Source organism: Synechococcus sp. RS9909, from assembly GCF_014279595.1.
Lineage (GTDB): Bacteria > Cyanobacteriota > Cyanobacteriia > PCC-6307 > Cyanobiaceae > Synechococcus_C.
Genome location: NZ_CP047943.1, coordinates 1,307,260 through 1,330,842, shown reverse-complemented (window position 1 = coordinate 1,330,842; position 23,583 = coordinate 1,307,260). Strand labels below are relative to the sequence as shown.

The window sequence follows — 23,583 nt, the reverse complement described above, 5'->3', positions numbered from 1 at the left end:
CTTGTGACGCGGCCCGATGGAGCATCTCGCCGATTATTTCAAGGTCTTTTCCGAACCCAACCGTCTGGCGGTCTTGGAAGCCCTGCGCGATGGGCCGATCAATGTCACCGCCGTGGTGGAGAAAACCGGTCTGAGCCAGGCCCTGGTTTCCAAGCACCTCAAACTGCTCACGATCGCCGGCGTGGTGGAGCGTCGCCCGGAAGGATCGCTGGTGTTCTACGACGTGATCGATCGCTCGGTGTTCCGCTTCGTGGCCCAGGCCGAGAAGCTGTTGCTCGCCTCCCGGCGTCAACAGCTCGATGCCCTCAGCGCCATCGTTTGATGGCTGGTTTCAGCGCCCTGCCTACCACGGTCGAGGAGCTGCGGGATCAACTGAACTCCGGGCAGACCCGATTTCCTGGTCTGCGCCTCGGTGAGATTGATGGCGTCGATCTCGATCTGGCCGGATGTGATCTTCACGGCGGCTGTTTCAAGGAGGCCCGTTTCGGCCACGCCTGCTTGGCCGGCACCAACATTGAAGGCTGCTGCTTCCAGCAGTCGCTGATCTGGGGCGCCGATCTCTCCGGCGTGCTCGCCCAGGGCTCCTCCTGGCATGACGCCGACCTCTCCGGCTCCCGCCTGCAGAAGGCCGATTTCAGTGGCGCCTTCCTGCACCGCTGCTGCCTGCGGGGCGTGGTGGCCGCCGGAAGCCTCTGGCGCGGCGCCCGCCTGGTGGAAGCGGATTTCCGCTCCGGGCTCGACCAGCTCACCGATCTCGGCGGCGCCGATTTCGCTGCCGCCGATCTCAGCTTTGCCCTGCTCCAGGGGGTGAACCTGCAGGGCGCCAACTTGCGACACAGCTGCCTCTATGGCGCTGATCTCAGTGGGGCCGACCTGCGCGGTGCCGACCTGAGTGGCTGCGACCTGCGCGACACGCGCCTGCGCAGCGCCGATCTGAGCGGAACGGTGCTGGATGGCGCTTTTCTGCCTGAAGAACGGGCTCAGTGATCCGAGGCAACACCAGCCCGATGCAACGCTGCGGTGAGGGCTGGGTCGCTGATGATCACGGCTTCGCCCCCCGACTCCAGGGGGATGTGCAACAGCAGGGGACGGCTCTCCGAGGGCGCCGGATCGAGCTCTTCCAGGCTGAACTGGGCCGAACCGGCCGGTAACGCGGCCTGCTCTGAAGGCACCATCATGGCGCTGGTGTTGCTGAGCGACCAGGTCTGGTCCACGCCATCCGCCAGGGCGAGGGGGGCGCTGTGGTCCAGGTGCTGGTCCATGCCGCTGGCCGTGAGCCGCAGCTGCCAGGGGATGGCATCCGCTGGCTCAGTCTCGATCACCACAGCGAGCCAGGCCTCACCGTTCTGGTCGTGAAGGCGATAGCGCTGGGCGGCCGCGCTGGTGGCGGCCACTGCCCCCAGGACCACGAGAAGGCTGAGGACCAGAGCCAACAGCACCTGGGCCGGTCGTCTGAACAATTGAGCGTTTGTACGCATCGCCAAAACTCCCCATCTGCACGTCATTGCGCTACTGTTATAAGTGAATGGGACGGTGATCCTCCGCTCAGCCCCCAGCCGATCGGAGGATTTTTCTTCACCGCCTGTTCCCATCCTGTCTTCCTTACCTCATGTCTTCAACAACCCTGTCCCGCAGGCGCGTTGGCTCCTGGGATGCCTTCAAGAACTGGATCACCAGCACCGACAACCGCCTCTACATCGGCTGGTTCGGTGTGCTGATGATTCCCTGCCTGCTCACGGCAGCCATCTGCTTCATCCTCGCCTTCATCGCCGCACCCCCCGTTGATATCGACGGCGTGCGCGAGCCCGTGACCGGTTCGTTGCTCTATGGCAACAACATCATCACCGCAGCGGTGGTGCCCACCTCCAACGCGATCGGACTGCACCTCTATCCGATCTGGGAAGCCTCCAGCCTCGATGAGTGGCTCTACAACGGCGGCCCCTATCAGCTGATCATCTTCCACTTCCTGATCGGCATCTACGCCTACATGGGGCGCGAGTGGGAACTCTCCTATCGCCTTGGCATGCGCCCCTGGATCGCCGTTGCCTACAGCGCCCCTGTGGCTGCAGCTACCGCCGTGTTGCTCGTGTATGCCATCGGCCAGGGCTCCTTCTCCGATCCCCTGCCCCTCGGTATTTCCGGCACCTTCAATTTCATGCTGGTGCTCCAGGCGGAACACAACGTGCTCATGCACCCCTTCCACATGGTGGGTGTGGCCGGCGTCTTTGGTGGAGCCCTCTTCTCCGCCATGCACGGCTCCCTGGTGACCTCCTCCCTGGTGCGTGAAACCACCGAAGCGGAATCCCAGAACCGGGGCTACAAATTCGGCCAGGAAGAAGAGACCTACAACATCGTGGCTGCCCACGGTTACTTCGGTCGCCTGATCTTCCAATACGCCTCCTTCAACAACAGCCGCAGCCTTCACTTCTTCCTGGCGGCCTGGCCGGTGATCGGCATCTGGTTCGCCTCCATGGCGGTGGTGAGCTTCTCCTTCAACGTCAATGGCTTCAACTTCAATCAGTCGATCCTCGACAACCAGGGTCGGGTAATCAGCACCTGGGCCGATATGCTCAACCGTGGCGGTCTTGGCATCGAAGCGATGCATGAACGCAACGTGCATAACTTCCCGCTCGATCTGGCAGCGGTCGACAGTCAACCCGTGGCGCTCACAGCACCTGCAATCGGTTAGTGGGGCTTTGAACCCCGCCCAGCTGATCAGGGCATCCGGGCCTGGATCCTCCAGGCCCTGTTCGTCTGTCAGGTCATCAGCGGCGTGGCCATCTTGAACACCTTGCTCAATGCCTGATGAACAACCTCACGTCTGCCCTCTCGCAGCTACTCGCTGCTTTGATCGCAGGGCTGCTCTTCACCGTTCAGCCTGCCATCGCCCTGGCCAACCAGGGGACTGCTCCCGTCGACCCGGCTGTCTTGGCGAAAGCCGTGGATCAGATGGAAGCGCTGGATCGCATGCGCATCTCCCTTGCCTCGTCCCTGGAGGGCAGCACGGAAGAGCCCACCATGGACACGATGCGTGAAGTGTGCATGCCCGTAGGCAAGAGAGCCATGGCGATTGGCCAGGACAACGGCTGGACCGTCCGTCAGGTGGCGAGCAAATATCGCAATCCCGATCATGCCCCCATCGGCTCTCAGGAGACCGAGGTGATTGATCTCTTCGCCAAGCACCCGGAAATCAATGGGCTCTGGGAGCCAGCCAGCGCTGAACAGGGTGCGGGCGTGAACTACTACCGGCGGATCGACGTCCAGGCGAGCTGCCTGGCGTGTCATGGCAGCCGAGACAGCCGGCCAGCCTTCATTCAGGAGAAGTACCCCAACGACCGGGCCTTCAACTTCAAGGTCGGTGATCTGCGCGGCATGTACGCCGTTTACATCCCTGAAGTTCAGGCTGCGCTGGCGGCGCAAAGTCCGATGGGCTGACCAAAACGAAGGCATGGACGCTCGCGCTTGCATCGATTCAGGGGAGCTGAGTCGGGGAGATGATCCAGAGGCTGGGGTGGCGAGCAGCTGCTGCAGGTTCTTGGTGATCTGCGTGTCGCCAAAGCCTGGTAGGCCCCAGTCCACCCCGCTCACCAGCGCCAACCGGAAGCGTCGGGGGGCGTTGCGGCCAGTGCTCAGCTCGTTGATCGTGAGCGTCACCGATTCGTCGCCATCAACGCGGCCCTTCAACTTCGATAAAGAAAAGGTTGCCGTCGGCATCGATCGATTCGAAGTCGTAGCCCCGGCCGCGTTCGGCGCTCACGTCTTTGGGCAAGCCTTTGGCCACCCGCGCAGGTAGCCATCCTCCATCGTGATCACGCGATCGGCGATGTCGAGGATGCGGTTGTCGTGGGTCACCAGCAGAATCGTGCTGTGGCGCTCTCGCGCCAGCGCTTGCATCAGCGTCACCACATCACGGCCGGAGCGGCTGTCGAGTGCTGCCGTGGGCTCATCCGCCAGCACCAGCGGTGGCTCATGCACCAGGGCGCGCGCCACGGCCACCCGCTGCTTCTGACCGCCGGACAGCTGATCAGGAAACTGGTGCAGCTGATCCGCCAGCCCAACCTGCTCGAGCATCACCGCTGCCCGATGGTTCATCTCCGCGGCCGACAGCGTGCCCTGCACCTCCAACCCCATCCGCACGTTCTGAAGCGCCGTGAGGCTTCGGTGCAAGTTGTGAGCCTGGAAGATGTAGCCATGTTCGCGGCGGGCTTCGCTGAGCTGACGATCGCCAGCGCCGATCAGTTCGCGACCGAGCACACGCAGGCTGCCGCACTCCCCCTGCCGCAAACCGCCAATCAGGTTCAGCAGCGTCGTCTTGCCGGAACCGGAGGGGCCCGTGAGCAGCACGATCTCACCCTCCAACACCTGCAGCTGAATGTCGTGCAGCACATGCCGCCGCAGAGCACCGCGGCCATAGTGGTGTTGCAGTGCATCGATCTGAATCGAGGCTGCCATCAGAACAGCTCCGCCGGATCGGCTGCCTGCAACCGGCGCGTGGCAATCGCTCCCGAGGCCGCACACATCACCAGCGTGAGCACAAACACCTTGATCGCACGCTCCGCTGTCATCGCGATGGGCAAAAACGTGGCTTTGGAAGCCATGGCATAGATGCCCAGCGGCAACACAAAACCAGGGATGAAGCCGAGACTGGCAAGCACCAAGGCCTCCTCAAACACCACACCGAGCAGGAAGCGTGTGCGATAACCCATCGCCCGAAAGGTGGCGTATTCAGCCAGGTGGGAAGCCACATCGGTGGAGAGCACCTGATACACAATCACGACGCCCACAACGAACGCCATCACCGTGCCGAGGCCAAAGATCACACCCACCGGCGAGGCGCGGCGCCAGTAGGCCTGTTCAAAGGCGATGTAGCCCGCACGCGTGAGCACCTTCACGTCGTTGGGCAGATGGTGGCGCAGCCGCTCGGCCACAAGATCAGGATCCGCTGAAGGCTGCAGCCGCACCAGGCCAAGGCTGAGGCTGCCGGCTTCACGCCTGGGGAACTGACGCAGAAAGGTGATATCGCTGGCCATCAACGTGCCGTCGGAGCCGAAGCTGGCGCCGAGGCTGTAGAGCCCCTGGATGATGAGCGTGCGCCGCTCCGATTCGGTGGTGAGTGTCTGCCCCTTGGCCAGGGCCGCGATCGTGCCTTTGTAGGGCCCGCGGGACCCACGATCGAAGAGCACCTTATCCACCTGTTTGAGGATCTGTTGCTGTTGGTTCACCTCCGGCAGCCGGAACACCTGCACATCTGGATCAAAACCGAATAGTTGCACCGTGGCGTCAAGGCGGGTATCCGGGTTCTTCCAGGTGAGGGTGTTCACGTAAAGCCCATGGGCATCGATCACGCCTGGCACGTCCTGGGCCTGCAACAGGCGACGGCGAGGGAATGTCGAAAGATTTTGGAGGTTCTGCGCCTTCGGGCTGAGCAGCACGATGTCGGCGTTGAGGGAGCGGTGAAAGCGTGTATTGCTGTCGTAGATCGAGGCCTGAAAGCCCAACTGTGTGAACATCAGCACATCGGCAAACGCAATCCCGGCCAGGGCCACCAGAAGCCGGCTTCGATCGTGTCTGAGCTGCAACCAGCCCAGCGGTGTGCGCCGTTTCAGCTGCTGCCAGATCGTCATGCTCCGAACACCGCCGTGACCTGGAGGTTGGAGAGATCGGCGGCTCTGCGGCTACTCGCCGGATCGAGCTCGGCGTGTACCTCGATCACCCGGGCATCGGTATTGGCGCTGGGGTCGGTGTTGATCATCGATTGACGACGCACAATCGCGCCGATCCGGGTGATCTTCCCTTCCAGGGGCATGGCGAGGGCGGGGGAGGTGATGCGCACCGCCTGCCCAACGTGGAGCCGTTGACGATCGCTCTGGTACACCTCCGACACGAGCTGCATCCGATCGGTCTGGCCGACTTCCAGTAATCCCTCGGCCCCCGCCGCTTCGCCCGGACGGGTCAACACACTGAGCACGCGACCGCGGATCGGTGAGCGCACCAGGGCATCACTGCGTTCGGCCCGTCTGCGTTGCAGATGGGCGCGAGCCGCCTCCAGATCCCGGCGGGCCGTGGCTTCCTCCAGGCTGATCGGTCCGAAGGACGTGGTCACCGAGGTCTCCAGTCGTTGCAAATCCGCTCTGGCCTCCCGCAGCTGCGCCCTGGCGGCTTCGAGCTCCTGTCGCTTGCTCTCATACAGCGACACCGAGGCTGCCCCCTGCTCGACGATCAGGCGGTAGCGCCGTTCTTCGGCGGCAGCGGTGCGCAGCTTCTCTTCCGCACTGGCTACCCGCGCCCGCTGGGATTCGAGCTGGCTGCGCTGCCTGGCGATCGCCACCTGCAGCTGGGTTTGTGCACTCGCCACCTGGGCTTCAGCCTCCTCCACAGCCCGGGTGAGCCGTGGCAGGGAATCCATCTCCGCCAGTAACTGGCCGGCCTCCACCCAGGCTCCCTCCTCCACCAGCAGGCGCCTGAGTCGCACCTGCGCGCCGGCCGCAGCGGCGGCCGGCGGCACCACATTGCGTACTTCCCCCACGGGCTCGATCCGGCCAAGCGCCGTGACCGTGGTGAGCGGAGCGCTCAGCGCCTCCTGTCGCTCACGATCGCGGGCCAGGCGCTCAGAACGCTGGTGCCATAGCCCAGCGCCGGTGGCGGCGACCAATGTCGCCAGGGCCATCCCAGCCAGCCAGGGCCGACGCCGTTCCCCGCGCAGGGCAGCCAACCGTGACCACTCGAGCTTGAGCATGCGGAACCACGTCCACCGGATCTGTTTAAACTACACCGTGTAGTGCAATTGCGACGGATGAACGCTGCTCCGGCTGGGCATTCAAGGGGTCGCCAGCGTTCGCCCCGCAAGGCCGATGCGATCCTGAAGGGGGCCCGCCAGGAATTTCTGCAACGGGGCTACGCCGCTGCATCGATGGACCGGATCGCCGCCACGGCCGGCGTGTCCAAGCCCACCATCTACAGCCACTACGGCGACAAGGCGTCGCTGTTCCGGGCTCTCACTTGCTGGATGGTGCAGCGGCGTGTGGAAGACGTGTTCGGGCCCAGCTCACCGGCACCCCCCGGGCCGAAACAGGCGCGCCGGCAGCTCGCGCAGCTTGCGGCGCGCATCGTGGAGGTCAACGAGCGCCAACCGGAGATGCTGGATTTTCTGAGGCTGGTGATCGGCGAATCCGGTCGTTTCCCTGATCTGGCCAAGGGATTCGTGGCCGAAGTGCAACAGCGCGCGCTCACGCGGCTCACACAGATCCTGGCCGTCATCACGGATCAGCCGGAACTGAGGGCTCGCATCTTCATCGGCGCCCTGATGCAGACCATCCTCTTTGAGGACGTCCTGCATGGCGGAGACCTGACACCGTCCTGCAAGTCGTCCATAGCGAAGCTTGTCGTCGAGCTGGTGACCTCCCAGCCAGATCACACCTGACGCTTGCAGAACGTAACTGTTATGACAACATAAGGCGCGGATGCCTCATGGCTCCACAGCGGCAATCCCGGCGGCCTGGTTCGGCACGGCAAGCCGAGGCCTTCGCGGACCAAACCGGGCTGGAGATCTTCTGCTGAATCGGTGGATCTGAGGACCGCCATGCCAGCGCACTGCTCCGCATCGCAGAAGCAGTGCATCTGGATGTTGAGGCAATCACGGGTTTGCCGAGTGGAACGTATGCCAACCCCGAGCTCAAGCAGCTATGCGACAGGCTCTTGGACCAGGGCAGCCAGGGGGCTGCCGAGGCTTTGCAGGTGGGTGTCGTGGTGGAGCAGACCGACATCGCAGATCTACAGTCAGCGATAATTGGCCTGGAGGGCACATCCCTGGGCGAGACATACAGCCGGCTACTTCAGGGATCGATGTAGCACCTGGAGGCATTCTCCAACTGGCTGGATTCAGGGCTGTGACGAGCAAGCACGAATCAGAAGGTCCAACAGCACGTTAAACAGATACTCACGAACCTAGCAGCTTAAGGAGAAATTTGATCATTCATCAAACGCTTTGTCTTGAGATAGTCAGCGAGCTCTTGAATTTCATCCACAGTCGCTTCACGCAAGAGCACTTTAACCGCTTCAGCAGATTCCCCCTTCACCTCAATTACATCACATACAACAGAACTCTTTCCGCTCGAGGCACGAACGAAGCTATACTTGAAATAACCCAAAACCTGAAAAGGGAACGGCGTCTCACTATTTTGCGGCGCGAATCGCACTTCACTTCCAAAGCTCAGCTTCTTAGACAGGGGAACATCAAGACCAAGACCAAGCTCTGGACTGAACACCCAGCTGGTAGATCCACTCAAAGTCCCAACCCCCGAAACCGAGTCGTTATATCTTTCCCTACCTGAGCCTTTACCACTGTATTCAAGGCTTTGCAAGGATGAATTTTTGCGGATATCGCTGGCACCAAACGCGGCAATCAGATAAGGTCTAGCCCGCCAATCCTGCCGCGACATGTCGTAGTAGACACTAAGCCGAACCGAGGATCCATCCTCAGTCAGAAAGGAGCTGCTCGAGTCGTCATACGACCCCCTCTCAGCCGAAGACCTATAAGATCCAGACCTCCTTTCGTATGACGCAGTATCAAAAGAGGAATAAGAATATGAAATTCCCGCTGAAAATCTGGAGCGCGGAAAGGCATAAAGCAACTCTGCCCCCACAAGAGAGCCATTACTCGAATCCAAGCTCGACTCCCTCTCCGTGCGCGACACACTCCCAGCCGAAGAAGCCGAAATCGATTCATAGACTGTGGGGGAATTTGTGAACAGCTGAGCACCCGAAAATAGCTTTGCAGAGAAAACACCCTCACGCTTCCCGCACAACACAGACGAGAACGAAGACGGCGCCAATACCAAAGAGGCTCCGACCGCCAGAAATATCCGAAGCAGCTGGTTGCTCACTGATTGATTCATGAGCTTAGAAATGGGCAAGCAATCAATCAGATGGCAACCGAATCATACAATTATTGGAGCCGGAATCAACCTCGATCAAGAAGAGGATTGCATTCAGCCACACAGGTTTTGCATGCGTTCCAAGCCAATCCAGGCCGGGCACAAACGGATGGATTGCCGGAGTGCGGTGTTGGTAGGCCGGGTCATCAGCATGAACCAGGCAAGGCCGCTGCTCCTCACGCCGGGCCTTCAACTTCAAGGTCGGTGATCTGCGCGGCATGTACGCCGTGTTCATTCCAGAGGGTTGATGTCGGGCTTGGCGAGCTGAGACACGGCGGTCGGCTCGGCGGCTTTGGCTGCCAGCTCCTGGCCGTGCTGGAGCGCCTTCACCACCCGCGCGGCGATCTGAGTCAACGTGGTGTCACGGCGCCGGGGATCGCGCAGACTGGCCTCCAGTGCACCCTCGAGCTGACCGATCTCCAGCATGGCGATGCCGCGACGCGGCGCACCGAGCATGCCGCGGTAGTCGTAGGGATAGGCGCCAAACTCAGACGCCAGGGCTTCGTCGATCACCGAAAAGCCGTAGGACACCGCCGGGATGATGCCGGGGCCGATGCCATGGGGGCTGTAGGCGTCGTAGTGGATCTCGACCACATACCCACCCTGCGAGGCGTGCTCGGCACCGACGCTCCAGTTCGAGCGGGGATCGTTTTCATTGCGCAGCGTGCGGATCCCCGGGTCGTAGAAGCGGATGTTGAGACCCTGCTTCTGCCCCTCGGCCACCACGGCTCTGGCGGTGCGCAGATTCCAGTAGAGCTCATCGGTGATTCCCGCCTGCATCGGTGCAGCGCCGCCCAGATCCACCGCTCGCCCGGGGGTGCCAGCGCCATGCATGCGCTGGGAATCGGCATGACCGGCCATCACCAGGATCGGCAGCTTGGCGTTGGGGGCCCGACGGCCGATCCAGTTTTTGCCTCGGCCGGGGCGGGCCGGCAACGGTGGTAACTGGGGCTCGAGGCGCTGGGGCTGGGCCGGGCGCATGCTCTCGAGGATGTCCATCAGCCCCGCATGGGCCGGTACAGCCAAGGACAGAAGGCCGCCCAGCAGCAGAGCAGTGCGTCGCATGCGTCTCCGTTCAAGCACCCCATGCTGCCCTGTGTCGGGATCGCTGTCACCCCGTCAATGAACAGGGGCTGGTGCGATCGAGTGATTCCCAGTGGATGTGGGTCGCATCGGCCTGATGCTCGAGCATGTCTTCAAAGCAACGCCCAAAGGCGATCCGTTCCACAGGCCAGCTGTGGCGGGCATGCACCGGGCGCTCCAAGGTTTCATCCACCCCGGCGAAGGCCACCACCAGCTCGGCGTTGAGGCGCTGCAGCGCCGCCCCATCCAGGCCGCACAGCGGGCTGCTGGCATCGATCCGGTGCATTCCCGTCCAGATCAGCTGGAAGGCGATGCTCTGATCCCGCTCCAGGGCCAGGGGGAGGAGGCGACGCATGCGATGCCCTTCGCTGCTCACTTCGTCGACGGCCAGGAAGGCGCGCAGGCGGGCATCGAGCAGACCATTGCGGCGTTCATTGGCGAGCCGGAACACCAGGGTGGGTACGCCGTTGTAGGCATGCACCACCGCCAACTGAGAGAAGCGGATCCGGGCCGTGCTCCGGGCGAAGCGAGCAAAGGCAAGACCGGTGGTCAGGGCGATGAAGAGCAGGCCGCAGAGCGCCTCCACGGTCACCATCAGGTTGGTGTAGAGGCTGATCGGATGCATGGCCCCATAGCCGATCGAGCCCAGGGTCTGCACGCTGAAGAAGAACGCCTCAGCCCAGCTCAAGCCTGCCGCCCTGACGCCGGCAATCCCGGTGGGGTCGAAGCGATAGAGCACGGCAAACAAGGCGTTGATCACGCCATAGGCGAAGGCGACCAGGGCGAGAAACACAGGCCAAGACATCGCCAGGGCCTGCAGGTAAGGCTCGCGCCAATGCTGCAACCAGCTGCTGCGCCGCTCCGTTTCGAGGATGCCGCGATGGCGCCTCAGACGCTGACTCCGGCCCATCAGGCGCTGCCCATCCCATCCAGATCTCATTCCAGATCTAGCGCCGAGATTGACATCACATCACAGTGATACAACAATAATAGCTAGCCTGCTGATTCAGGCTCTTCCCGCCATGACCCAGGCCTCCTCCAGTGGTGCTCCCCTGCCGGACTCGGTGCCCAGCCCCTCACGCCGTCAGCTGCTCAATTGGCTCAGCTTCGGCGCCGTCGGTGGTGTGGCCCTCGGCACGCTCTATCCCGTGCTGCGCATGCTGACCCCCAGCCGGGAACCGTCTGCGGCAGGTGGCGTCCTCGCTCGCAACGCTCAGGGTGAACCAATCGCTCTCACCGGTTGGCTCGCCGACCATGACGTTGGCGATCGCTCCCTGGTGCAGGGGCTCAAGGGCGACCCCACCTATCTGATCGTCACCGGCGAGGATGCGATCGGTCGTTACGGCCTCAATGCGATCTGCACCCACCTGGGCTGCGTCGTGCCCTGGGATAGCGGTGCCAACCAGTTCATCTGCCCCTGCCATGGCTCCCGATACGACGACACGGGCAAAGTGGTGCGCGGACCGGCACCCCTCTCCCTCGCCCTCAACCACGTGCAGGTGGACGACGACCAGGTGCGCCTAATGCCATGGACGGAGACCGATTTCCGTGATGGCAGCGCTCCCTGGTGGATCTGAGCCATTTCGCGCATGCCTGCATACCTTTTGGGTATCGCTGATTGTTCATGTCTGATTCCCCTGCGACCGTCTCCACCAAGGTGTTGATCGTGGGCGGTGGTGCCGCTGGCATCACCGTGGCCAACCTCCTTCGCAAACAGCGTCCTTCGCTGCAGCTCACGATCCTGGAGCCGAGCAGCGATCACTTCTATCAACCTGGCTGGACCCTGGTGGGTGGCGGACTGATGCCGGTGGAGCGCACCCGCCGCAACGAAGTGGATCTGATTCCCAAGGGTGTGACCTGGATTCAGGCGGCGGCCAGCACGTTTGATCCCGACCAGAACACGGTCATCACCGATGCAGGTCAGCGCATCCAGTACGAGGCCATGGTGCTGGCTACCGGGCTGCAATGCCGTTGGGACTGGATTCCTGGCCTGGTGGAGAGCCTCGGCCGCAATGGCGTCTGCAGCAACTACTCCAACCGTTACGCCCCTTACACCTGGGAAACAATCGAAGCCTTCCAGGGCGGCACCGCGATCTTCACCATGCCCGGCACCCCCGTGAAATGCGGTGGGGCGCCCCAGAAGGTGATGTACATGGCCGATGACCGCTTCAAGAGTCGCAGCGGCGTGGGGGTGAACACCAAGGTGATGTTCTGCACCGCCACCGCTGGCATCTTTTCGGTACCCGCCTATGCCGCCACCCTCCGGCAGGTGGTGGCCCGGCGCGGCATCGATGCCCGCTTCCGCTGGAATCTCGTCGAGGTGCGCGGTGAGGAGAAAGTGGCGGTGTTTGAGGTGACCCCCGAGGAGGGCGAACCCCACCGGCAGGAGCTCCATTTCGACATGCTCCACGCCGTGCCGCCGATGACGGCACCGGAGGTGGTGGCCAACAGTCCCCTGGCTGGCGAAGGCCCCGGCGGATGGGCCGCAGCCGACAAACAGACCCTGCAACACCCGGGTTGGCCGAATGTGTTCTGCCTCGGCGATGTGGCCAAGCTGCCCACCTCGAAAACCGCGGGGGCGGTGCGTGGCGAAGCGCCGATTGCCGCAGCGAACCTGATCGCTCAGCTGGAGGGGCATCCGCTGACGGCCCACTACGACGGTTACACCGTCTGCCCCCTGATCACGGGCTACAACCGGACCCTGATGGCGGAATTCAATTACGAGAACAAGCCGGTGAGTTCCTTCCTGGTGGATCCCACCAAGGAGCGCTGGAGCATGTATTTGATGAAAACCAAGATACTGCCCTGGCTTTACTGGAATCGGATGCTGCCGGGCGAACCCCATGAGGCCCGTTATCTCAAGCCGTTCAAACCGTTGGTGCATGCGATGGGGCTCGACTATCGCGAACCGAAGGCCACGGCGGGCCACTCCTGATCGGCATGGATCCGGCGGAACTGCGTCGTCACTACGGATCGGCGGCACTGCGCCGCCGCGATCTGGAGGATGACCCGATCGCCCAGTTCCGCCTCTGGTTCGAGCAGGCCATTGCAGCTGAGCTGCTCGAACCCAACGCCATGGTGCTCAGCACCGTGGCGGCGGATCAGCCGAGCAGCCGCACCGTGCTGCTCAAGGCCTATGACCAACGGGGTTTTGTCTTCTTCACCAACAGCAGCAGCCGCAAAGCGAGGCAGATCGCTGCCAATGGCCGGGTTGGCCTGCTTTTTCCCTGGTATGGCCTCGAACGCCAGGTGGAAATCCAGGGTGAAGCGTCGCCCATTGCCCTCCTGGAGACCCTGACGTACTTCCGCTCCCGGCCCCGGGGCAGCCAGCTGGGTGCCTGGGTCTCCCAACAGAGCTCGGTGATTTCCGGTCGCCAACTGCTGGAGCAGCAGCTGGCGGCGATGCGGCAGCGGTTTGAAGCTGGCGCGGTGCCCTTGCCACCGTTCTGGAGTGGTTATCGGGTGCGTCCGCAGACGATCGAGTTCTGGCAGGGGGGCGCGGATCGCCTGCACGATCGCTTCCGCTACCAGCGCGAGGGCGAGAGCTGGCACGTGGAGCGACTCGCCCCCTGAATGCAGAGGTGATCCGATCAATCCCTGGATGCGTTTATGCCGGTAAAGGCATATCATGGGTCTTCCAGTGGATCACCCTCCTCACCATGGCCGATCGCGTCTTCCAGTTCCGCCTACGCAGCGACCACCCGGCGCCGGACCGACAGACCGAAGCGTTGGCGGTGGAGTTTCTCAATGCTGAGGGGCAGTGGGAACCCCAGGATCCAAGCCTCACCACGCCGGGATTTCGGCTCTTCTTGCTCTCACTGTTGCTGTGCCAACACTTCTATCTCGTCGCCAATGCCCGGGAGATGGGGCTTCCCCTCCATCGCGTCGAAGGCGATATCAAGGTCACGACCGGCGAGGACTGGATTCTGACCGCCTTCCAGGGTGACTTCCGCATCAGCCTCGACCCCGCGGCCACGCCTCACGATCACGCCAAGGCCGATGCCGCTGTCCTCGATCACATCCGCCAGCGCATGGCCCTCTGCCCGGTGTCGCGCAACCTGCCTGGCACCGTGCAGAAGCTCACCAGCCTCTGCTTGAGCGAGGGGACGGTGCCCGCCTGAAGGTCTGTGGTCGGGGCCGCCAAACCGTGGCTATGGATCAGGGTGGTCGCCTCCACCGGCATGCCCCGCTCGTCCATCCTGGTCATGCTGCTGGCCCTGGGCATGGCGCCCGTGCTCGCCCAGCCGGGCCGCGGTCTGCCGCTCAGCGCAGGCCAGTCGATCCTGGAAGCGGATGCGGTGCTGGTGTCCTCAGGCTGGCGTCCGCATCCGATCGGTCCAGCCCTGCCCCTGGATCAGGAGCGGGCCGGGGTGCCTCTCACCAGCTTGTCGGCCTGCTCCGGCACCGGCGCCGGCTTCTGCCGCTTTGACTATCGCCGCAACAGCCGCCAACTGTCGGTTGTCACGATCCCTGCCCCAACCACGCCGTCCTCAGGGGAGCGCATCGGCGGCGTGGTCGAGCGTTGGTGGGTGGAACGGGTCGTGGCTGGATCGCCTTGAGGAGAGGGGATCGGCGCCCTGAAGCCGCTCTCCCTCAGCTGATCGCCCCCGTGAGCCGCACCGTTCCCCAGAGATCAAACACACAAAACACCACACCAATCACGATGATGTCCCAAGCGCGGTGACGCACCGCCCAGGGGGCGAGGAACAGTTCGGCCACACCGTGGAGTGCGGTGCCGATCGCCACGTGTTCGAGCACCAGCAAGCCGTGGGCGAGCAGAAACATGGCGCTGGCGACACAGCGCATCACCACTTGCCAGGAGCCTGCCACCGTCGTTCGCCAGAGCCGTATCAGAGTGCGGCACCTTAAGACCAGCGCAAGAGGCTTGTCTCCAGGGCACCGTCCGCTTTCAGATCCAGCCATCGCCCCCCCGGATCGTCCGGGCGCCCCAGTGGACAGGGCTGCACCGCCTGAAACGACTTGAGGGTGGAGGGACAGGCGAGCAGAACCACATCGGCTCGGCCGGGCAAGCGCCCCTGCCAGTGCTGATGGATGTGGCCGAACAACACCGCCTTCAGCGCTGGCGCCCGTTGCAGGAGGCTGATCAGCGCCTCGCCATCGCGCAGACCGATCCGATCCAGACCGGGGTCACCGATCGGCAGCGGTGGATGGTGCAGGGCCACCAAGGTGGCGGTGCTGGTGTGGCGCGGATCGTTGAGCCGTTGTTCCAACCAGCGCAATTGCGGCGTTCCCAGGCCGCCACCGCACTGGCCTGCCAGGTGACTGGACAGCAGGAGCAGCCGGCCCTGGCCGCGGACGATCTCCGCCGGTCCCACCATGGCCTGGCGCCCCAGGGCGGCGCGCAGCAGCGTCGGCTGGTCGTGGTTCCCGGCGACCAGGGCCACCGCCGTCTCGTCGGGAAGGTCTGTGAGGGTCTCGCGCAGCTGGCCATAGCCGCCCCAGCTTTCGTCCTGACAGAGATCGCCCGTGACCAGCAGCAGGTCGGGCCGGGTCTGCCGCGCCTGGGCGAGGGCCCGCTGCCAGAGGCTGAGGGCCGGGCGCTCCCGCACCAGCCCCTGGGGATCGGCCAGGAGATGGGGATCGCTGAGCTGAAGGATGCGCATACTGGGGAGCGCCGTGGCCTCCAGCCATTGTCGCCTCCTCTCATTAGTCGTTACTGTTGAGAAGATTGGGTCATGGCCGATGCCTTCAGGATCGACGTCGGCTCGTGTTGAAGAGCCCCTGGAGCGTGGATTGCATGAGGATGGGCGCCGTCTGACGCCCCAGCGGCGGCGGATCCTCGATCTGTTTGAACGCATCGGCTCCGGCCGGCACCTCAGCGCTGAAGACGTGCACCAGCAGCTGCTCGAAGCGGATGCTCGGGTGTCGCTGGCCACGATCTACCGCACCCTGCGTCTGCTGGTGGAGATGGGTTTCCTGCAGGAGCTGGAACTCACCGACGCCGGTCGCCGTTTCGAGCTCCGTTGCGACGACCATCACGACCACCACCATCTGGTGTGCGTGCGTTGCGGACGCACCGAGGAATTCGAGAGCACGCCGGTGATCGAAGCCGGCCAGGACGCTGCCCGTCTGTTTGGCTTCGACCTGATCGAATCGAGCCTCAACGTGCGCGGCATCTGCCCCGACTGCCGCAGCTGAATCGCTCAGCTGCCTGGATGATTCTCACAGGGCATCCAGAAGCTGCCCATGCGATGCACCCCTGAGCAGCCGAGTTGTTTCGCTTTCGCCTCCGCCTCCTCCCGGGTGGGGTAGGCCAGCATGTTGGCCTCAGCTCCGGTTGCTGCGCCCTCGGGGCCGGAATGATGGCCCTGATGGTTGTGGTGCCCCCCCTGGCCGCCACCCAAATCCACCAATCCATGGCTCTCGGGACCGGCTGTCCACACCCCCATCGTGTTCAGCCCCACGGCAAGCAGGCCCATGCCCACCACGGAGAAATTGATCACCCCCATCGCCACCACACCGATGGAGACCACCCCCATCGGCACGATGCCGATGCACACCACTCCCATCGGCACGATGCCGATCGAAATCGTGCCCAGCGGGGCAATTCCCACGGCGATGCGTTTCGGTTTGCTGCCGCAGTGGGCCGGCCCCGGGGTCTCCATGCTCAAGTCGGTGTTCGGTCCATGCTCTCAGCTCAAGGCGCCACCGCAGCTGGAGCCATGACCAGCCGTACAACCGAAGCAATGCGTCGCCACCCGAACAGACTCCCCCTCCAGGTCGCCGACCTGATCGAGCAGATCACTGAGGTGGCGGTGGCGTCCGCCCAACGGCAGTCCCAGCTGCTGGTTGAAGTCGCAATCAAACAGCTCCCCTTTCCAGTTCACACTGATCAGACCGCGGCACATCACCGCTTCGAGATTCTCGGGCCGATGGGCCTGCTGGAGCCGCTCGAGATAGTCGTCGAGGGCACCGCGATGGGCGAGATCGCGGGCGAAGCGCTCGATCGGCATGTTGGTGATCGTCAGCAGGCGATTGAAGCGGAGGCCGTAATCCCGGGCGAGGGCCTCGCGGTAGTGGGCCTCCAGACTGGCCTGCGGCGGCGGCAGCTTGGCGCCTGAGGGGTTGTAAACGAGATCGAGTCGCAACGGGCCGGTGGGATCTCCGTAGCCGAGGTGATTGAGGCGGTGCAGTGCCTCGATGCTGCGCTCGAACACCCCATCACCCCGCTGCTGGTTCACCCGTTCCGCCTCTGTGCAGGGCAGGGAGGCCACCACGTGCACAGCCTGATCGGCAAGAAAGGCGTCCAGGTCCTCCTGGCCTGGTTCCAGCAGGATGGTGAGATTGCAGCGATCGATCACCTGCCGCCCCAGGGCCCGAGCCCGCTGCACCAGGGAGCGAAAGCGGGGGTGCAGCTCCGGAGCGCCACCAGTGAGATCGAGGGTCTCGATGCTGGGATGGGCCAACACCTCGAGCACCTGCTCGATCTGCTCCTCCGCCATCGCTTCGGTGCGCCACGGCCCGGCGTTGACGTGGCAATGGCTGCAGCTCTGATTGCAGCGGTAGCCGAGATTCACCTGCAGGGTGTGCAGCCGACGGCGCTGCAGGGGCGGAAACAGACGAGACGTCGAGGAGCAGGTCAGCGGGCAGCTTGAGGCGCCAACGCATTCTGGCGAACAACAGAGAGGCCCGACCTAGGGCCGGGCCTCCAGTTCAAGGTGCTGTCGATGCAGCGGATCGTTGTGATCGTGAACCGTGAAATGAATGGAGTCGACAATGTGTGGCGGAGTTGCCGGCGAAGGGCCCTGGGGCCATGACGTTTCAGGTGGGAAGTCTTGTTCACCCGGGGGCACCTAGGGCGATGCATCGGGACTCAGCAGAACCGTCCATTCGCAGGGACTTTGTCCAGCTGAAGACTTCAGAAATCAAGTGAGACTGTTGGAGCAGGGTCCGAACACGTCAGCCAACTCCTCGTTGCTGGCGGGGTGGAGTGTCATCCGACATAGGAGCCTCCGAATCAGTGATCTCAGTGTTGATCAAGGGCCCTGATCAAGCAACCGGTAAGGGCGAGATCCGCCGATTTCTTCACTCAGCTTCAGGTCTCTTCACGAACAATCTGTCGCATCACAACGTGCCTTCACGATGAAGCAGAGCCACCGTGAGGCCATCCCCCTGGGTCTGCAGATAGGCATAGCCCTGGCCATCAGAGCGCAGGATCGCCACATAGGCATAGGTGACACCCTTGGCGTCCTGTTGGCGGATGCGCCCCAGGCAGCCCTCCTCCTGGGTGAAGCGACCCTGATAGGCCGCCACCTCGGCCTTGCCGCCATAGGACGACACCGCCAGGCCGGCCATGCCCCAGTTCGACCACACCTCCCGCTGGATCACGGCATTGGCCACCCAGTCGGCGCCATTGGCATTGAAGCCCTGTTGATCGCTGAGCACGGTGCCTTCGAGCGTGGTGGCGGTGCAGGCTGTGTCGGGCTGGTGAATCCAGCGCTCACTCACCACCGTGTCTGCGGCCATGGTGAGGCCCACCCGGGGCCGACCGACCTGATTGAGCAACAGTTGGCTCGACGGCCCGGCATCCCCACGGCTCACCGTCACCCCGCATCCACCCAGGGTGGACCAGCGACCCTCATAACTGGAGGCGCTGTAGCTGCGACCCACGCGCAGGAAACGGCGACCGCGCACGGAACCATCCGCCTGCCAGGTTTCCAGATTGAGCCGGCCCACCGGCACACCGTCGCGGCTGCCCCGCGCCACCACCAGATACTGACCGGGCTGTGGTGCGGCACAGGCCGCAGGCGGCTCGGCGGCACGGGCCAGCGGCCCGGCGAGGGCAGAGGCCCCCAGGGCCCCGGTGAGCGTCAGCAGGCGGAGCGTCAGCAGGCGGTAAGGCAGCACCAGGGCGTTCTCCTCAGGACGTGAAGCCAAGACCGAGGCAGCTGTGGCCCATGTCGCGTCGATGCCAGAGCACACGCACCCGACGCCGCTGCCCGAAATGGCCCTGCGCGTCTTCGAGGCTGAGGTGGCCATGGCTGGCCCGGGTCGGACCCAGATCGGCATCGCCGCTGTCGGGACCGACCGCCAGACAGAGGCTGGCGTGCCGCGGCAGCGACAGAGGTGGATGAACCTGTCCCATGGTGCGATCAGCCCCCCTGTCGCCATAACGTCATTCTGGAAGCCCAGGACGCTCTGCGTCCACACGATTGGATGAGGCTTCGGTGAAAATGCCGCAGCCTCGCGCCGGATCGCGACAGAATCACAATGCCGAGATCCCCTTCGGATCATGAGGACGGGCACCCTTGTGGCGATCGGAGTGGCCTCCGCCTGTCTCGGTGCCCTGGTGGCCGCCAGCCAACCCTTCTGGCGGGTCGCGCAGAAGGCTGATCCCGAAGCCAGCCCCATCGAGTCGTTGGCCTGGCTCCTGCCGGAGCCTCCTCCCCAACCACCCCCGCCAGAGGAGATCGCCGTCTTCCAAGCCGACCGGGTGCAGCAGCTCAGCCGCGATGACGGCAGCACGGTGTCGGTGGGGTATTCCAGTGTGATCCTCGATCCCCGCTGGGTGGATCTGGAATTCTTCGGCGGCTGGAACAGGGAGTTCGAGGCGAATCGGGATGGCGAGGCCCTGCTGTTCTTCACCGGACCCACCTTTGAAAAGGGTCATCCGAACGAACCGCTCGGCATGGTGCTCCATGGCGATCTGATGCTCAGCGATGGCATCCGCCGTGCCGGCAATCGGGCCGCCGCCTCCGAGCGTGCCTACATCGCCGTGACCGAGGCGGGCGAGCTGCGCTACGGCTTCGGTGATCTCACCCCCGCGCGCCAGGAGCGCTACCGCCTCTTCATCGGTGGGTTGCATGCCTTCGCCCATCCCCAAGCCACCCCGCCCAGCAGCTATCGGGGCGTGTATGGCCCGATGCGTCTGGCCGATGTGCGCATCGTGTATGGATTCCGGCCCGATGGCCGCCTGGAGGTGATCGAAACCGACGATGGTGTGTTGTTCGATGACCTGCATCGCTTTGTGCAGGCCCGAGGTTTCACGGCGGCGTTCCTGCCCGACCATGCCTCCAAATCGCGCCTGATCGTGCCGGGCCGCAGGATGTGGAGCGAAGAGCAGGCGGTGTGGGTCAGTGGCGGCAAACCGTCGATCACCGCCCTGCCCTTCATGATGCGGGTCCTGCCCCGAAGTCTCAGGTCCGCTTCCGGGCGGATGCCAACGTCTTGAACCAGGTCACGTAGGCCTCCGGGCCACCGGGAACGCAGACATCGAAGCGGAGCGGATCCTCCGGATCGCTGATCCCCGCCAACGATCCATCGGCGAGCGAGGGGCGATCCACTTCGCCACCGCTGCTGTCGACCAACACAACGCGGTTGGGCTGGCCATAGCTCTCGCCGAGTTCCTGCAACAGGGTGAGGAAGCCGCGATCGCTGCCGCCACGCAGCCAGCCCGACCCCTGCGGACAGGGATGGGAGGTGACCGTGTCACCCACCCCCACCAGATGGGGCATCTGATCGGCCGGGATGTGGCGATGGCAGAGATCGAGCAGGGCGGCGTGATCGTGGGGGGCGCAGCGCACGTTGAAGTCAGCGCCGAGGGGAGCCTCACCGCTGCGGGCGGCGATGTGGCGATTGATCAACACCAGCAGCCCCACCTCCTTGATGGCGCCGCGAAGCATGAACTGAATGTCGGTGCTGCCCACATCCCCAGGCTGGGCCGGCTTGAGGCGCTCCTGCCCCTCTGCATCCCGGCCCAGGTTGGGCGCCACATGCAGAAAAAACGACTCCGCCAATCCCGCCGCCGCCGCCTGGTCCATCAGGGAGGCCATCACAGCCGCGAGCATCGTCTGCAGCTGACGTTGCCGCTCGACAGCGTCGGGGAGCCGGGCGAAGAGGCTGTTCAGGTTGATCGTGGGCGACACCTGGGTGTCGAGAATCGCCCGCTCGATCTCCAGCTTCAGCTCCCCTTCCCCCAGCTCGGGCAGCAGCGGCGGCAACTGCTCGGCAAGGAGCGCCGCCATCGTGGCGGGCACAGCGGCGAGGAAGGCCATCTCCGCTTCACTGACGCCCGGGTGGCTGAGGCTGCCGTAGCGATCCTGCAGCTGCACACCACCGGCAGCGAGGCCGGGGAGGTAGAAGCCCTCGCGACCGGGACGCTCCCGATCGCCCAGGGCCTGTTCCACCAGGCGGTTCACGCCACGGCGCCCCTCATGTTCGCCATTGGTGAGCACATTGAAATGGCCATGAAGCTCCGCCGCTGCCTGCACGTAGTCGGCCGGAAGCTTCCGGGTGAGGGGATCCTGCACCAGGGGCATGCAGACCCCATCGAGGTCCTGAATGATCAACAGATCGGGGCTGGCGGCGAGCTCGTCATGCAGCTGGTTGAGACTGAGGGTCTGCATCGGCTTCAGCGCGCTCCCATGGCGGTTTGATAGGCCGGTCGCTGCTGCACGGCGTCAATCACGGCCTGGATCCTGGGATAGGGGCTCAGATCGATGTCGGGGAAAAAGATCGGCAGGTAGGCCAGATAGGCCTGCACCGCGCAGTCAGCCGCACCCCAGCAGCGCCCCACCAGAGGCCGATCGGGTTCGAGCTGCTCGTTGAGTACCCCCATCAGACGGGGAAAGTCCCGCTCCCGGTTGCTGGGAACAAACAGGGCGATCGCCAGGGTGGCATTGGCAAACAGCAGCCACTGGCTGGTGAGGGCCCGCTCCGCCGCGGTGGTGATGTCGTCGCTGTGGCAGTCGGCGAGATGGAGCAGGATCGCGCCGCTTTCAAACAACGTCAGCGGCTGGCCATCGGCCCCCTGCACCGTGGTGTCGACCAGGGCGGGCAGTTTGCCGAAGGGATTGATCGCCAGAAACTCCGGTTGACGCTGCTCCTGGGCCTGGAGATCCAGCTCCTCCAGGCGGTACGCGATGCCCTTCTCCTCCATGTACCAGCGCGGCATCGAAGCGCGGGTGCGCTGCCCGCCGTAGAGCGTGAGCGTCATCGGATCGCTGCGTAAGGTGTCGGGGGATCATGGCCCCGAGGCCCCACGTGATGCCAGCACGATGCAGACCTCGCTGAAGAGCAACACCTTCTTCCCCCGCAGCCTCGACGCCGAGCTGGTGCGTCAACGCATCCGTGAGCTGGAGGTGGGCAAGGTGGGCTTCTACAGCGTGGGGCTCTACCCGGCCTCCCTGGCCTACAACTGCGCCATGCAGCAGGAGGGCGAAGGCGATCTGCTGCTGGCGGCCCGCCCCGGCCGCAGCCTGCTCGGTGCCTTCAACGCCGACGCCCTCGCCGGCATGGATCCCGAGCATGTGGCCGCCGTGGAGCGGATGGCGAGCCACGACGCCGGTGCTGGCGAGCGGTGCCCCAATTCCCTGGCCGACCTGCTGCAGCGCTGCGAACTGGTGGTGCTCAGCGCCAACAGCAACCACGTGGAGGATGACCTGCAGGAGGCCTGCCGACTGCGGGAGGAGCTGGGACGTGAGCAGGTGGTGCTCGCCTGCCTTGCCGGCTCCTTCAGCCACGACCACATCGCCAATGCGTCGTATGTGCTCTGCGAGAAGGTGCCGAACCTGGCCTTCTTCTCCGGCTTCCACCGTCACGGCGCCCTGCGCAACCCACTCGACAGTTTCACTGCCAACTTCTGCCATCCCAATGCGCTTACCGCCCTGCTCGGTGCACGCATGCTCGATCGCCTCTCCCCCAACATTCAAGTGTCCCCCGGCGTGCACAACGTCGAAGGGCAATACATCAAGGCGGCGAAAAACATGTCGTCGGTGTTTGCCGGCTTCGGATACAACTATCACCAGCAAAATCCGGGGGTCTTGCCGACCCTGCTCACCCTTCTGCTGGATCAATGCCTGGATCAGGCGGCCACCGTGTCGATGGCCAGGCGGGATCGTCAGCGGCTCTACAACCGTCAACCCTTCGCCCTCACCGAACTCGGCTATGGCGTGCAGCGGATCGAAGCGGCGCTGGTGCGGGGCGGAGACATGGAAAAGGTGCGTGACCACACCTTCGCCCAGCTCACCGCCATGGTGGCGGATGTGCGCGGCAGCATGATGCTGCCTGTGTCGGGGAAACCGACGCGCAATTTCCAGGCTGGACAGGTGTTGGCGGATCGGATGCGCGAGGTGCAGCGCTGCCCCCACACGATGGAAGAGGTGGAGGACTGGTGCGAACAGGCGGGTCTGCGTAAAGGTGGACTGGAAGGGCTGAAGGCGCTGCGTTACTGGCCGCAGATCGTGCGGAATTACGCCATCCCTGTGCATGACGCCTCGATGGTGAACCTGCTTTACATGGCGATCTACGGCAAAACTTCCACCAAGGAGGTGGCCTTCTCGGTGATGACAGACAGCCGGGAGCTCTCCAACTACTGCCAGGAATCGGTGCGTCCCACCCACAGTCGCCGTTACGCCGAGGCGCTGCAGAACCTGCACCAACCGGAGGCGATGGATCTGGTGGTGAATGCGGTGATTGCCGACAACGCCCGTCGCCTGATCCGCGACGACAACAGCTTCGAAGAGCTGGACGCTGCCACCGAACCTCCCGCCTACCTGCGGGCGATGAATGTGATCGAAACGGCGCTCTGATGACGGTGCTCTGATGA

At 64.0% G+C, this 23,583-nt stretch carries 30 protein-coding genes; 14 read left to right on the top strand and 16 right to left on the bottom strand.

Features of this window, described 5'->3' with window-relative positions; all coding sequences use genetic code 11:
• Positions 1 to 16 precede the first annotated feature (16 nt).
• Positions 17 to 322: a helix-turn-helix transcriptional regulator gene (locus SynRS9909_RS06735; protein WP_007102538.1), complete on the top strand. Its 306-nt coding sequence runs from the start codon at positions 17 to 19 to the stop codon at positions 320 to 322.
• Positions 322 to 987, top strand: coding sequence for a pentapeptide repeat-containing protein (locus SynRS9909_RS06730; RefSeq protein WP_007102539.1), 666 nt, complete (start codon positions 322 to 324; stop codon positions 985 to 987). Before SynRS9909_RS06735 ends, SynRS9909_RS06730 begins: the two co-directional genes overlap by 1 nt.
• Here the strand turns inward: SynRS9909_RS06730 and SynRS9909_RS06725 are convergent.
• Positions 981 to 1,433, bottom strand: coding sequence for a DUF3122 domain-containing protein (locus tag SynRS9909_RS06725; protein ID WP_186593704.1), 453 nt, complete (start codon positions 1,431 to 1,433; stop codon positions 981 to 983). The genes SynRS9909_RS06730 and SynRS9909_RS06725 overlap by 7 nt on opposite strands.
• A 176-nt stretch (positions 1,434 to 1,609) precedes the next feature.
• On the opposite strand from SynRS9909_RS06725, the gene psbA reads away from it, so the two are divergent.
• Both psbA and SynRS9909_RS06715 read left to right on the top strand, forming a co-directional pair.
• Entirely contained in the window at positions 1,610 to 2,689 is a 1,080-nt protein-coding gene (psbA, locus tag SynRS9909_RS06720) for a photosystem II q(b) protein (protein ID WP_007102541.1), read from the top strand.
• Between the two features lie 116 nt (positions 2,690 to 2,805).
• Complete coding sequence (locus tag SynRS9909_RS06715; RefSeq protein ID WP_007102542.1) at positions 2,806 to 3,435, top strand: DUF3365 domain-containing protein; 630 nt, start codon at positions 2,806 to 2,808, stop codon at positions 3,433 to 3,435.
• Between the two features lie 232 nt (positions 3,436 to 3,667).
• On the opposite strand, the gene SynRS9909_RS06710 is transcribed toward SynRS9909_RS06715, so the two are convergent.
• From SynRS9909_RS06710 to SynRS9909_RS06695, 4 genes are read right to left on the bottom strand one after another with little or no spacing between them, the layout of a single operon-like run.
• The gene (locus SynRS9909_RS06710; protein ID WP_186593703.1) at positions 3,668 to 3,769 is read right to left on the bottom strand and encodes a protein NO VEIN domain-containing protein; all 102 of its coding nucleotides are present in this window, start codon (positions 3,767 to 3,769) and stop codon (positions 3,668 to 3,670) included.
• Complete coding sequence (locus SynRS9909_RS06705) at positions 3,754 to 4,452, bottom strand: ATP-binding cassette domain-containing protein (RefSeq protein WP_007102544.1); 699 nt, start codon at positions 4,450 to 4,452, stop codon at positions 3,754 to 3,756. The genes SynRS9909_RS06710 and SynRS9909_RS06705 overlap by 16 nt, the downstream gene beginning before the upstream one ends.
• Positions 4,452 to 5,624 (bottom strand): ABC transporter permease DevC, encoded by a 1,173-nt coding sequence (gene devC, locus SynRS9909_RS06700; RefSeq protein ID WP_007102545.1) that lies wholly within the window; start codon positions 5,622 to 5,624, stop codon positions 4,452 to 4,454. The genes SynRS9909_RS06705 and devC overlap by 1 nt, the downstream gene beginning before the upstream one ends.
• Positions 5,621 to 6,736 carry an HlyD family efflux transporter periplasmic adaptor subunit gene (locus tag SynRS9909_RS06695; protein WP_007102546.1) on the bottom strand — a complete coding sequence of 372 codons (1,116 nt, stop codon included), beginning with the start codon at positions 6,734 to 6,736 and terminating at the stop codon, positions 5,621 to 5,623. Before SynRS9909_RS06695 ends, devC begins: the two co-directional genes overlap by 4 nt.
• 57 nt (positions 6,737 to 6,793) lie before the next feature.
• On the opposite strand from SynRS9909_RS06695, the gene SynRS9909_RS06690 reads away from it, so the two are divergent.
• Together SynRS9909_RS06690 and SynRS9909_RS14200 are read left to right on the top strand one after the other, a co-directional pair.
• Positions 6,794 to 7,420, top strand: coding sequence for a TetR/AcrR family transcriptional regulator (locus SynRS9909_RS06690; RefSeq protein ID WP_007102547.1), 627 nt, complete (start codon positions 6,794 to 6,796; stop codon positions 7,418 to 7,420).
• A 137-nt stretch (positions 7,421 to 7,557) separates the two neighbouring features.
• Positions 7,558 to 7,848 carry a DUF2202 domain-containing protein gene (locus SynRS9909_RS14200; protein ID WP_083774496.1) on the top strand — a complete coding sequence of 97 codons (291 nt, stop codon included), beginning with the start codon at positions 7,558 to 7,560 and terminating at the stop codon, positions 7,846 to 7,848.
• Positions 7,849 to 7,952: 104 nt separating this feature from the next.
• Here SynRS9909_RS14200 and SynRS9909_RS06680 read toward each other — a convergent pair whose 3' ends face one another.
• From SynRS9909_RS06680 to SynRS9909_RS06670, 3 genes are all read right to left on the bottom strand, one after another.
• Complete coding sequence (locus SynRS9909_RS06680) at positions 7,953 to 8,438, bottom strand: hypothetical protein (protein ID WP_162858333.1); 486 nt, start codon at positions 8,436 to 8,438, stop codon at positions 7,953 to 7,955.
• Positions 8,439 to 9,164: 726 nt separating this feature from the next.
• A complete protein-coding gene (locus tag SynRS9909_RS06675) occupies positions 9,165 to 9,998 on the bottom strand; it encodes a hypothetical protein (RefSeq protein ID WP_007102549.1) in 834 nt (277 codons plus the stop codon).
• Between the two features lie 46 nt (positions 9,999 to 10,044).
• Entirely contained in the window at positions 10,045 to 10,956 is a 912-nt protein-coding gene (locus SynRS9909_RS06670) for an ion channel (protein ID WP_240307792.1), read from the bottom strand.
• An 82-nt stretch (positions 10,957 to 11,038) separates the two neighbouring features.
• On the opposite strand from SynRS9909_RS06670, the gene petC reads away from it, so the two are divergent.
• The 5 genes from petC (at position 11,039) to SynRS9909_RS06645 (ending at position 14,575) form a co-directional block, all read left to right on the top strand.
• Positions 11,039 to 11,593 (top strand): cytochrome b6-f complex iron-sulfur subunit, encoded by a 555-nt coding sequence (gene petC, locus SynRS9909_RS06665; RefSeq protein WP_007102551.1) that lies wholly within the window; start codon positions 11,039 to 11,041, stop codon positions 11,591 to 11,593.
• Between the two features lie 47 nt (positions 11,594 to 11,640).
• Positions 11,641 to 12,951, top strand: coding sequence for an FAD/NAD(P)-binding oxidoreductase (locus SynRS9909_RS06660; RefSeq protein ID WP_007102552.1), 1,311 nt, complete (start codon positions 11,641 to 11,643; stop codon positions 12,949 to 12,951).
• A 5-nt stretch (positions 12,952 to 12,956) separates the two neighbouring features.
• Positions 12,957 to 13,589, top strand: coding sequence for a pyridoxamine 5'-phosphate oxidase (gene pdxH, locus SynRS9909_RS06655; protein WP_007102553.1), 633 nt, complete (start codon positions 12,957 to 12,959; stop codon positions 13,587 to 13,589).
• Positions 13,590 to 13,675: 86 nt separating this feature from the next.
• The gene (locus tag SynRS9909_RS06650; RefSeq protein ID WP_007102554.1) at positions 13,676 to 14,137 is read left to right on the top strand and encodes a hypothetical protein; all 462 of its coding nucleotides are present in this window, start codon (positions 13,676 to 13,678) and stop codon (positions 14,135 to 14,137) included.
• Between the two features lie 60 nt (positions 14,138 to 14,197).
• Positions 14,198 to 14,575 carry a hypothetical protein gene (locus SynRS9909_RS06645; RefSeq protein WP_007102555.1) on the top strand — a complete coding sequence of 126 codons (378 nt, stop codon included), beginning with the start codon at positions 14,198 to 14,200 and terminating at the stop codon, positions 14,573 to 14,575.
• Between the two features lie 34 nt (positions 14,576 to 14,609).
• On the opposite strand, the gene SynRS9909_RS06640 is transcribed toward SynRS9909_RS06645, so the two are convergent.
• Together SynRS9909_RS06640 and SynRS9909_RS06635 are read right to left on the bottom strand one after the other, a co-directional pair.
• The gene (locus SynRS9909_RS06640; RefSeq protein WP_007102556.1) at positions 14,610 to 14,846 is read right to left on the bottom strand and encodes a hypothetical protein; all 237 of its coding nucleotides are present in this window, start codon (positions 14,844 to 14,846) and stop codon (positions 14,610 to 14,612) included.
• A gap of 35 nt (positions 14,847 to 14,881) precedes the next feature.
• On the bottom strand, positions 14,882 to 15,640 hold the full coding sequence (locus SynRS9909_RS06635; RefSeq protein WP_007102557.1) for a metallophosphoesterase: 759 nt from the start codon (positions 15,638 to 15,640) through the stop codon (positions 14,882 to 14,884).
• Positions 15,641 to 15,719: 79 nt separating this feature from the next.
• On the opposite strand from SynRS9909_RS06635, the gene SynRS9909_RS06630 reads away from it, so the two are divergent.
• Entirely contained in the window at positions 15,720 to 16,175 is a 456-nt protein-coding gene (locus tag SynRS9909_RS06630; protein ID WP_038001377.1) for a Fur family transcriptional regulator, read from the top strand.
• 5 nt (positions 16,176 to 16,180) lie between these two features.
• Here SynRS9909_RS06630 and SynRS9909_RS06625 read toward each other — a convergent pair whose 3' ends face one another.
• The 4 genes from SynRS9909_RS06625 to SynRS9909_RS06610 form a co-directional block, all read right to left on the bottom strand.
• Positions 16,181 to 16,642 carry a hypothetical protein gene (locus SynRS9909_RS06625; RefSeq protein WP_007102559.1) on the bottom strand — a complete coding sequence of 154 codons (462 nt, stop codon included), beginning with the start codon at positions 16,640 to 16,642 and terminating at the stop codon, positions 16,181 to 16,183.
• A gap of 27 nt (positions 16,643 to 16,669) precedes the next feature.
• Complete coding sequence (gene arsS / locus SynRS9909_RS06620; RefSeq protein WP_050752533.1) at positions 16,670 to 17,596, bottom strand: arsenosugar biosynthesis radical SAM (seleno)protein ArsS; 927 nt, start codon at positions 17,594 to 17,596, stop codon at positions 16,670 to 16,672.
• Positions 17,597 to 18,101: 505 nt separating this feature from the next.
• Positions 18,102 to 18,914, bottom strand: a complete 813-nt coding sequence (locus SynRS9909_RS06615) for a hypothetical protein (RefSeq protein WP_007102561.1) — start codon at positions 18,912 to 18,914, stop codon at positions 18,102 to 18,104.
• On the bottom strand, positions 18,898 to 19,122 hold the full coding sequence (locus SynRS9909_RS06610) for a hypothetical protein (protein ID WP_007102562.1): 225 nt from the start codon (positions 19,120 to 19,122) through the stop codon (positions 18,898 to 18,900). The genes SynRS9909_RS06615 and SynRS9909_RS06610 overlap by 17 nt, the downstream gene beginning before the upstream one ends.
• A gap of 147 nt (positions 19,123 to 19,269) precedes the next feature.
• Between SynRS9909_RS06610 and SynRS9909_RS06605 the strand changes: the two genes are divergently transcribed.
• A complete protein-coding gene (locus SynRS9909_RS06605; protein WP_007102563.1) occupies positions 19,270 to 20,208 on the top strand; it encodes a hypothetical protein in 939 nt (312 codons plus the stop codon).
• Here SynRS9909_RS06605 and stpA read toward each other — a convergent pair.
• Both stpA and SynRS9909_RS06595 read right to left on the bottom strand, forming a co-directional pair.
• Positions 20,174 to 21,382, bottom strand: a complete 1,209-nt coding sequence (stpA, locus tag SynRS9909_RS06600) for a glucosylglycerol 3-phosphatase (protein ID WP_007102564.1) — start codon at positions 21,380 to 21,382, stop codon at positions 20,174 to 20,176. The two genes, SynRS9909_RS06605 and stpA, sit on opposite strands and share 35 nt — an antisense overlap.
• A gap of 5 nt (positions 21,383 to 21,387) precedes the next feature.
• Positions 21,388 to 21,972 carry a glutathione S-transferase family protein gene (locus tag SynRS9909_RS06595; RefSeq protein WP_007102565.1) on the bottom strand — a complete coding sequence of 195 codons (585 nt, stop codon included), beginning with the start codon at positions 21,970 to 21,972 and terminating at the stop codon, positions 21,388 to 21,390.
• A 61-nt stretch (positions 21,973 to 22,033) separates the two neighbouring features.
• Here SynRS9909_RS06595 and SynRS9909_RS06590 point away from each other — a divergent pair, with 61 nt between their 5' ends.
• A complete protein-coding gene (locus tag SynRS9909_RS06590; protein ID WP_038002024.1) occupies positions 22,034 to 23,566 on the top strand; it encodes a hypothetical protein in 1,533 nt (510 codons plus the stop codon).
• The last annotated feature ends 17 nt before the right edge of the window (positions 23,567 to 23,583 follow it).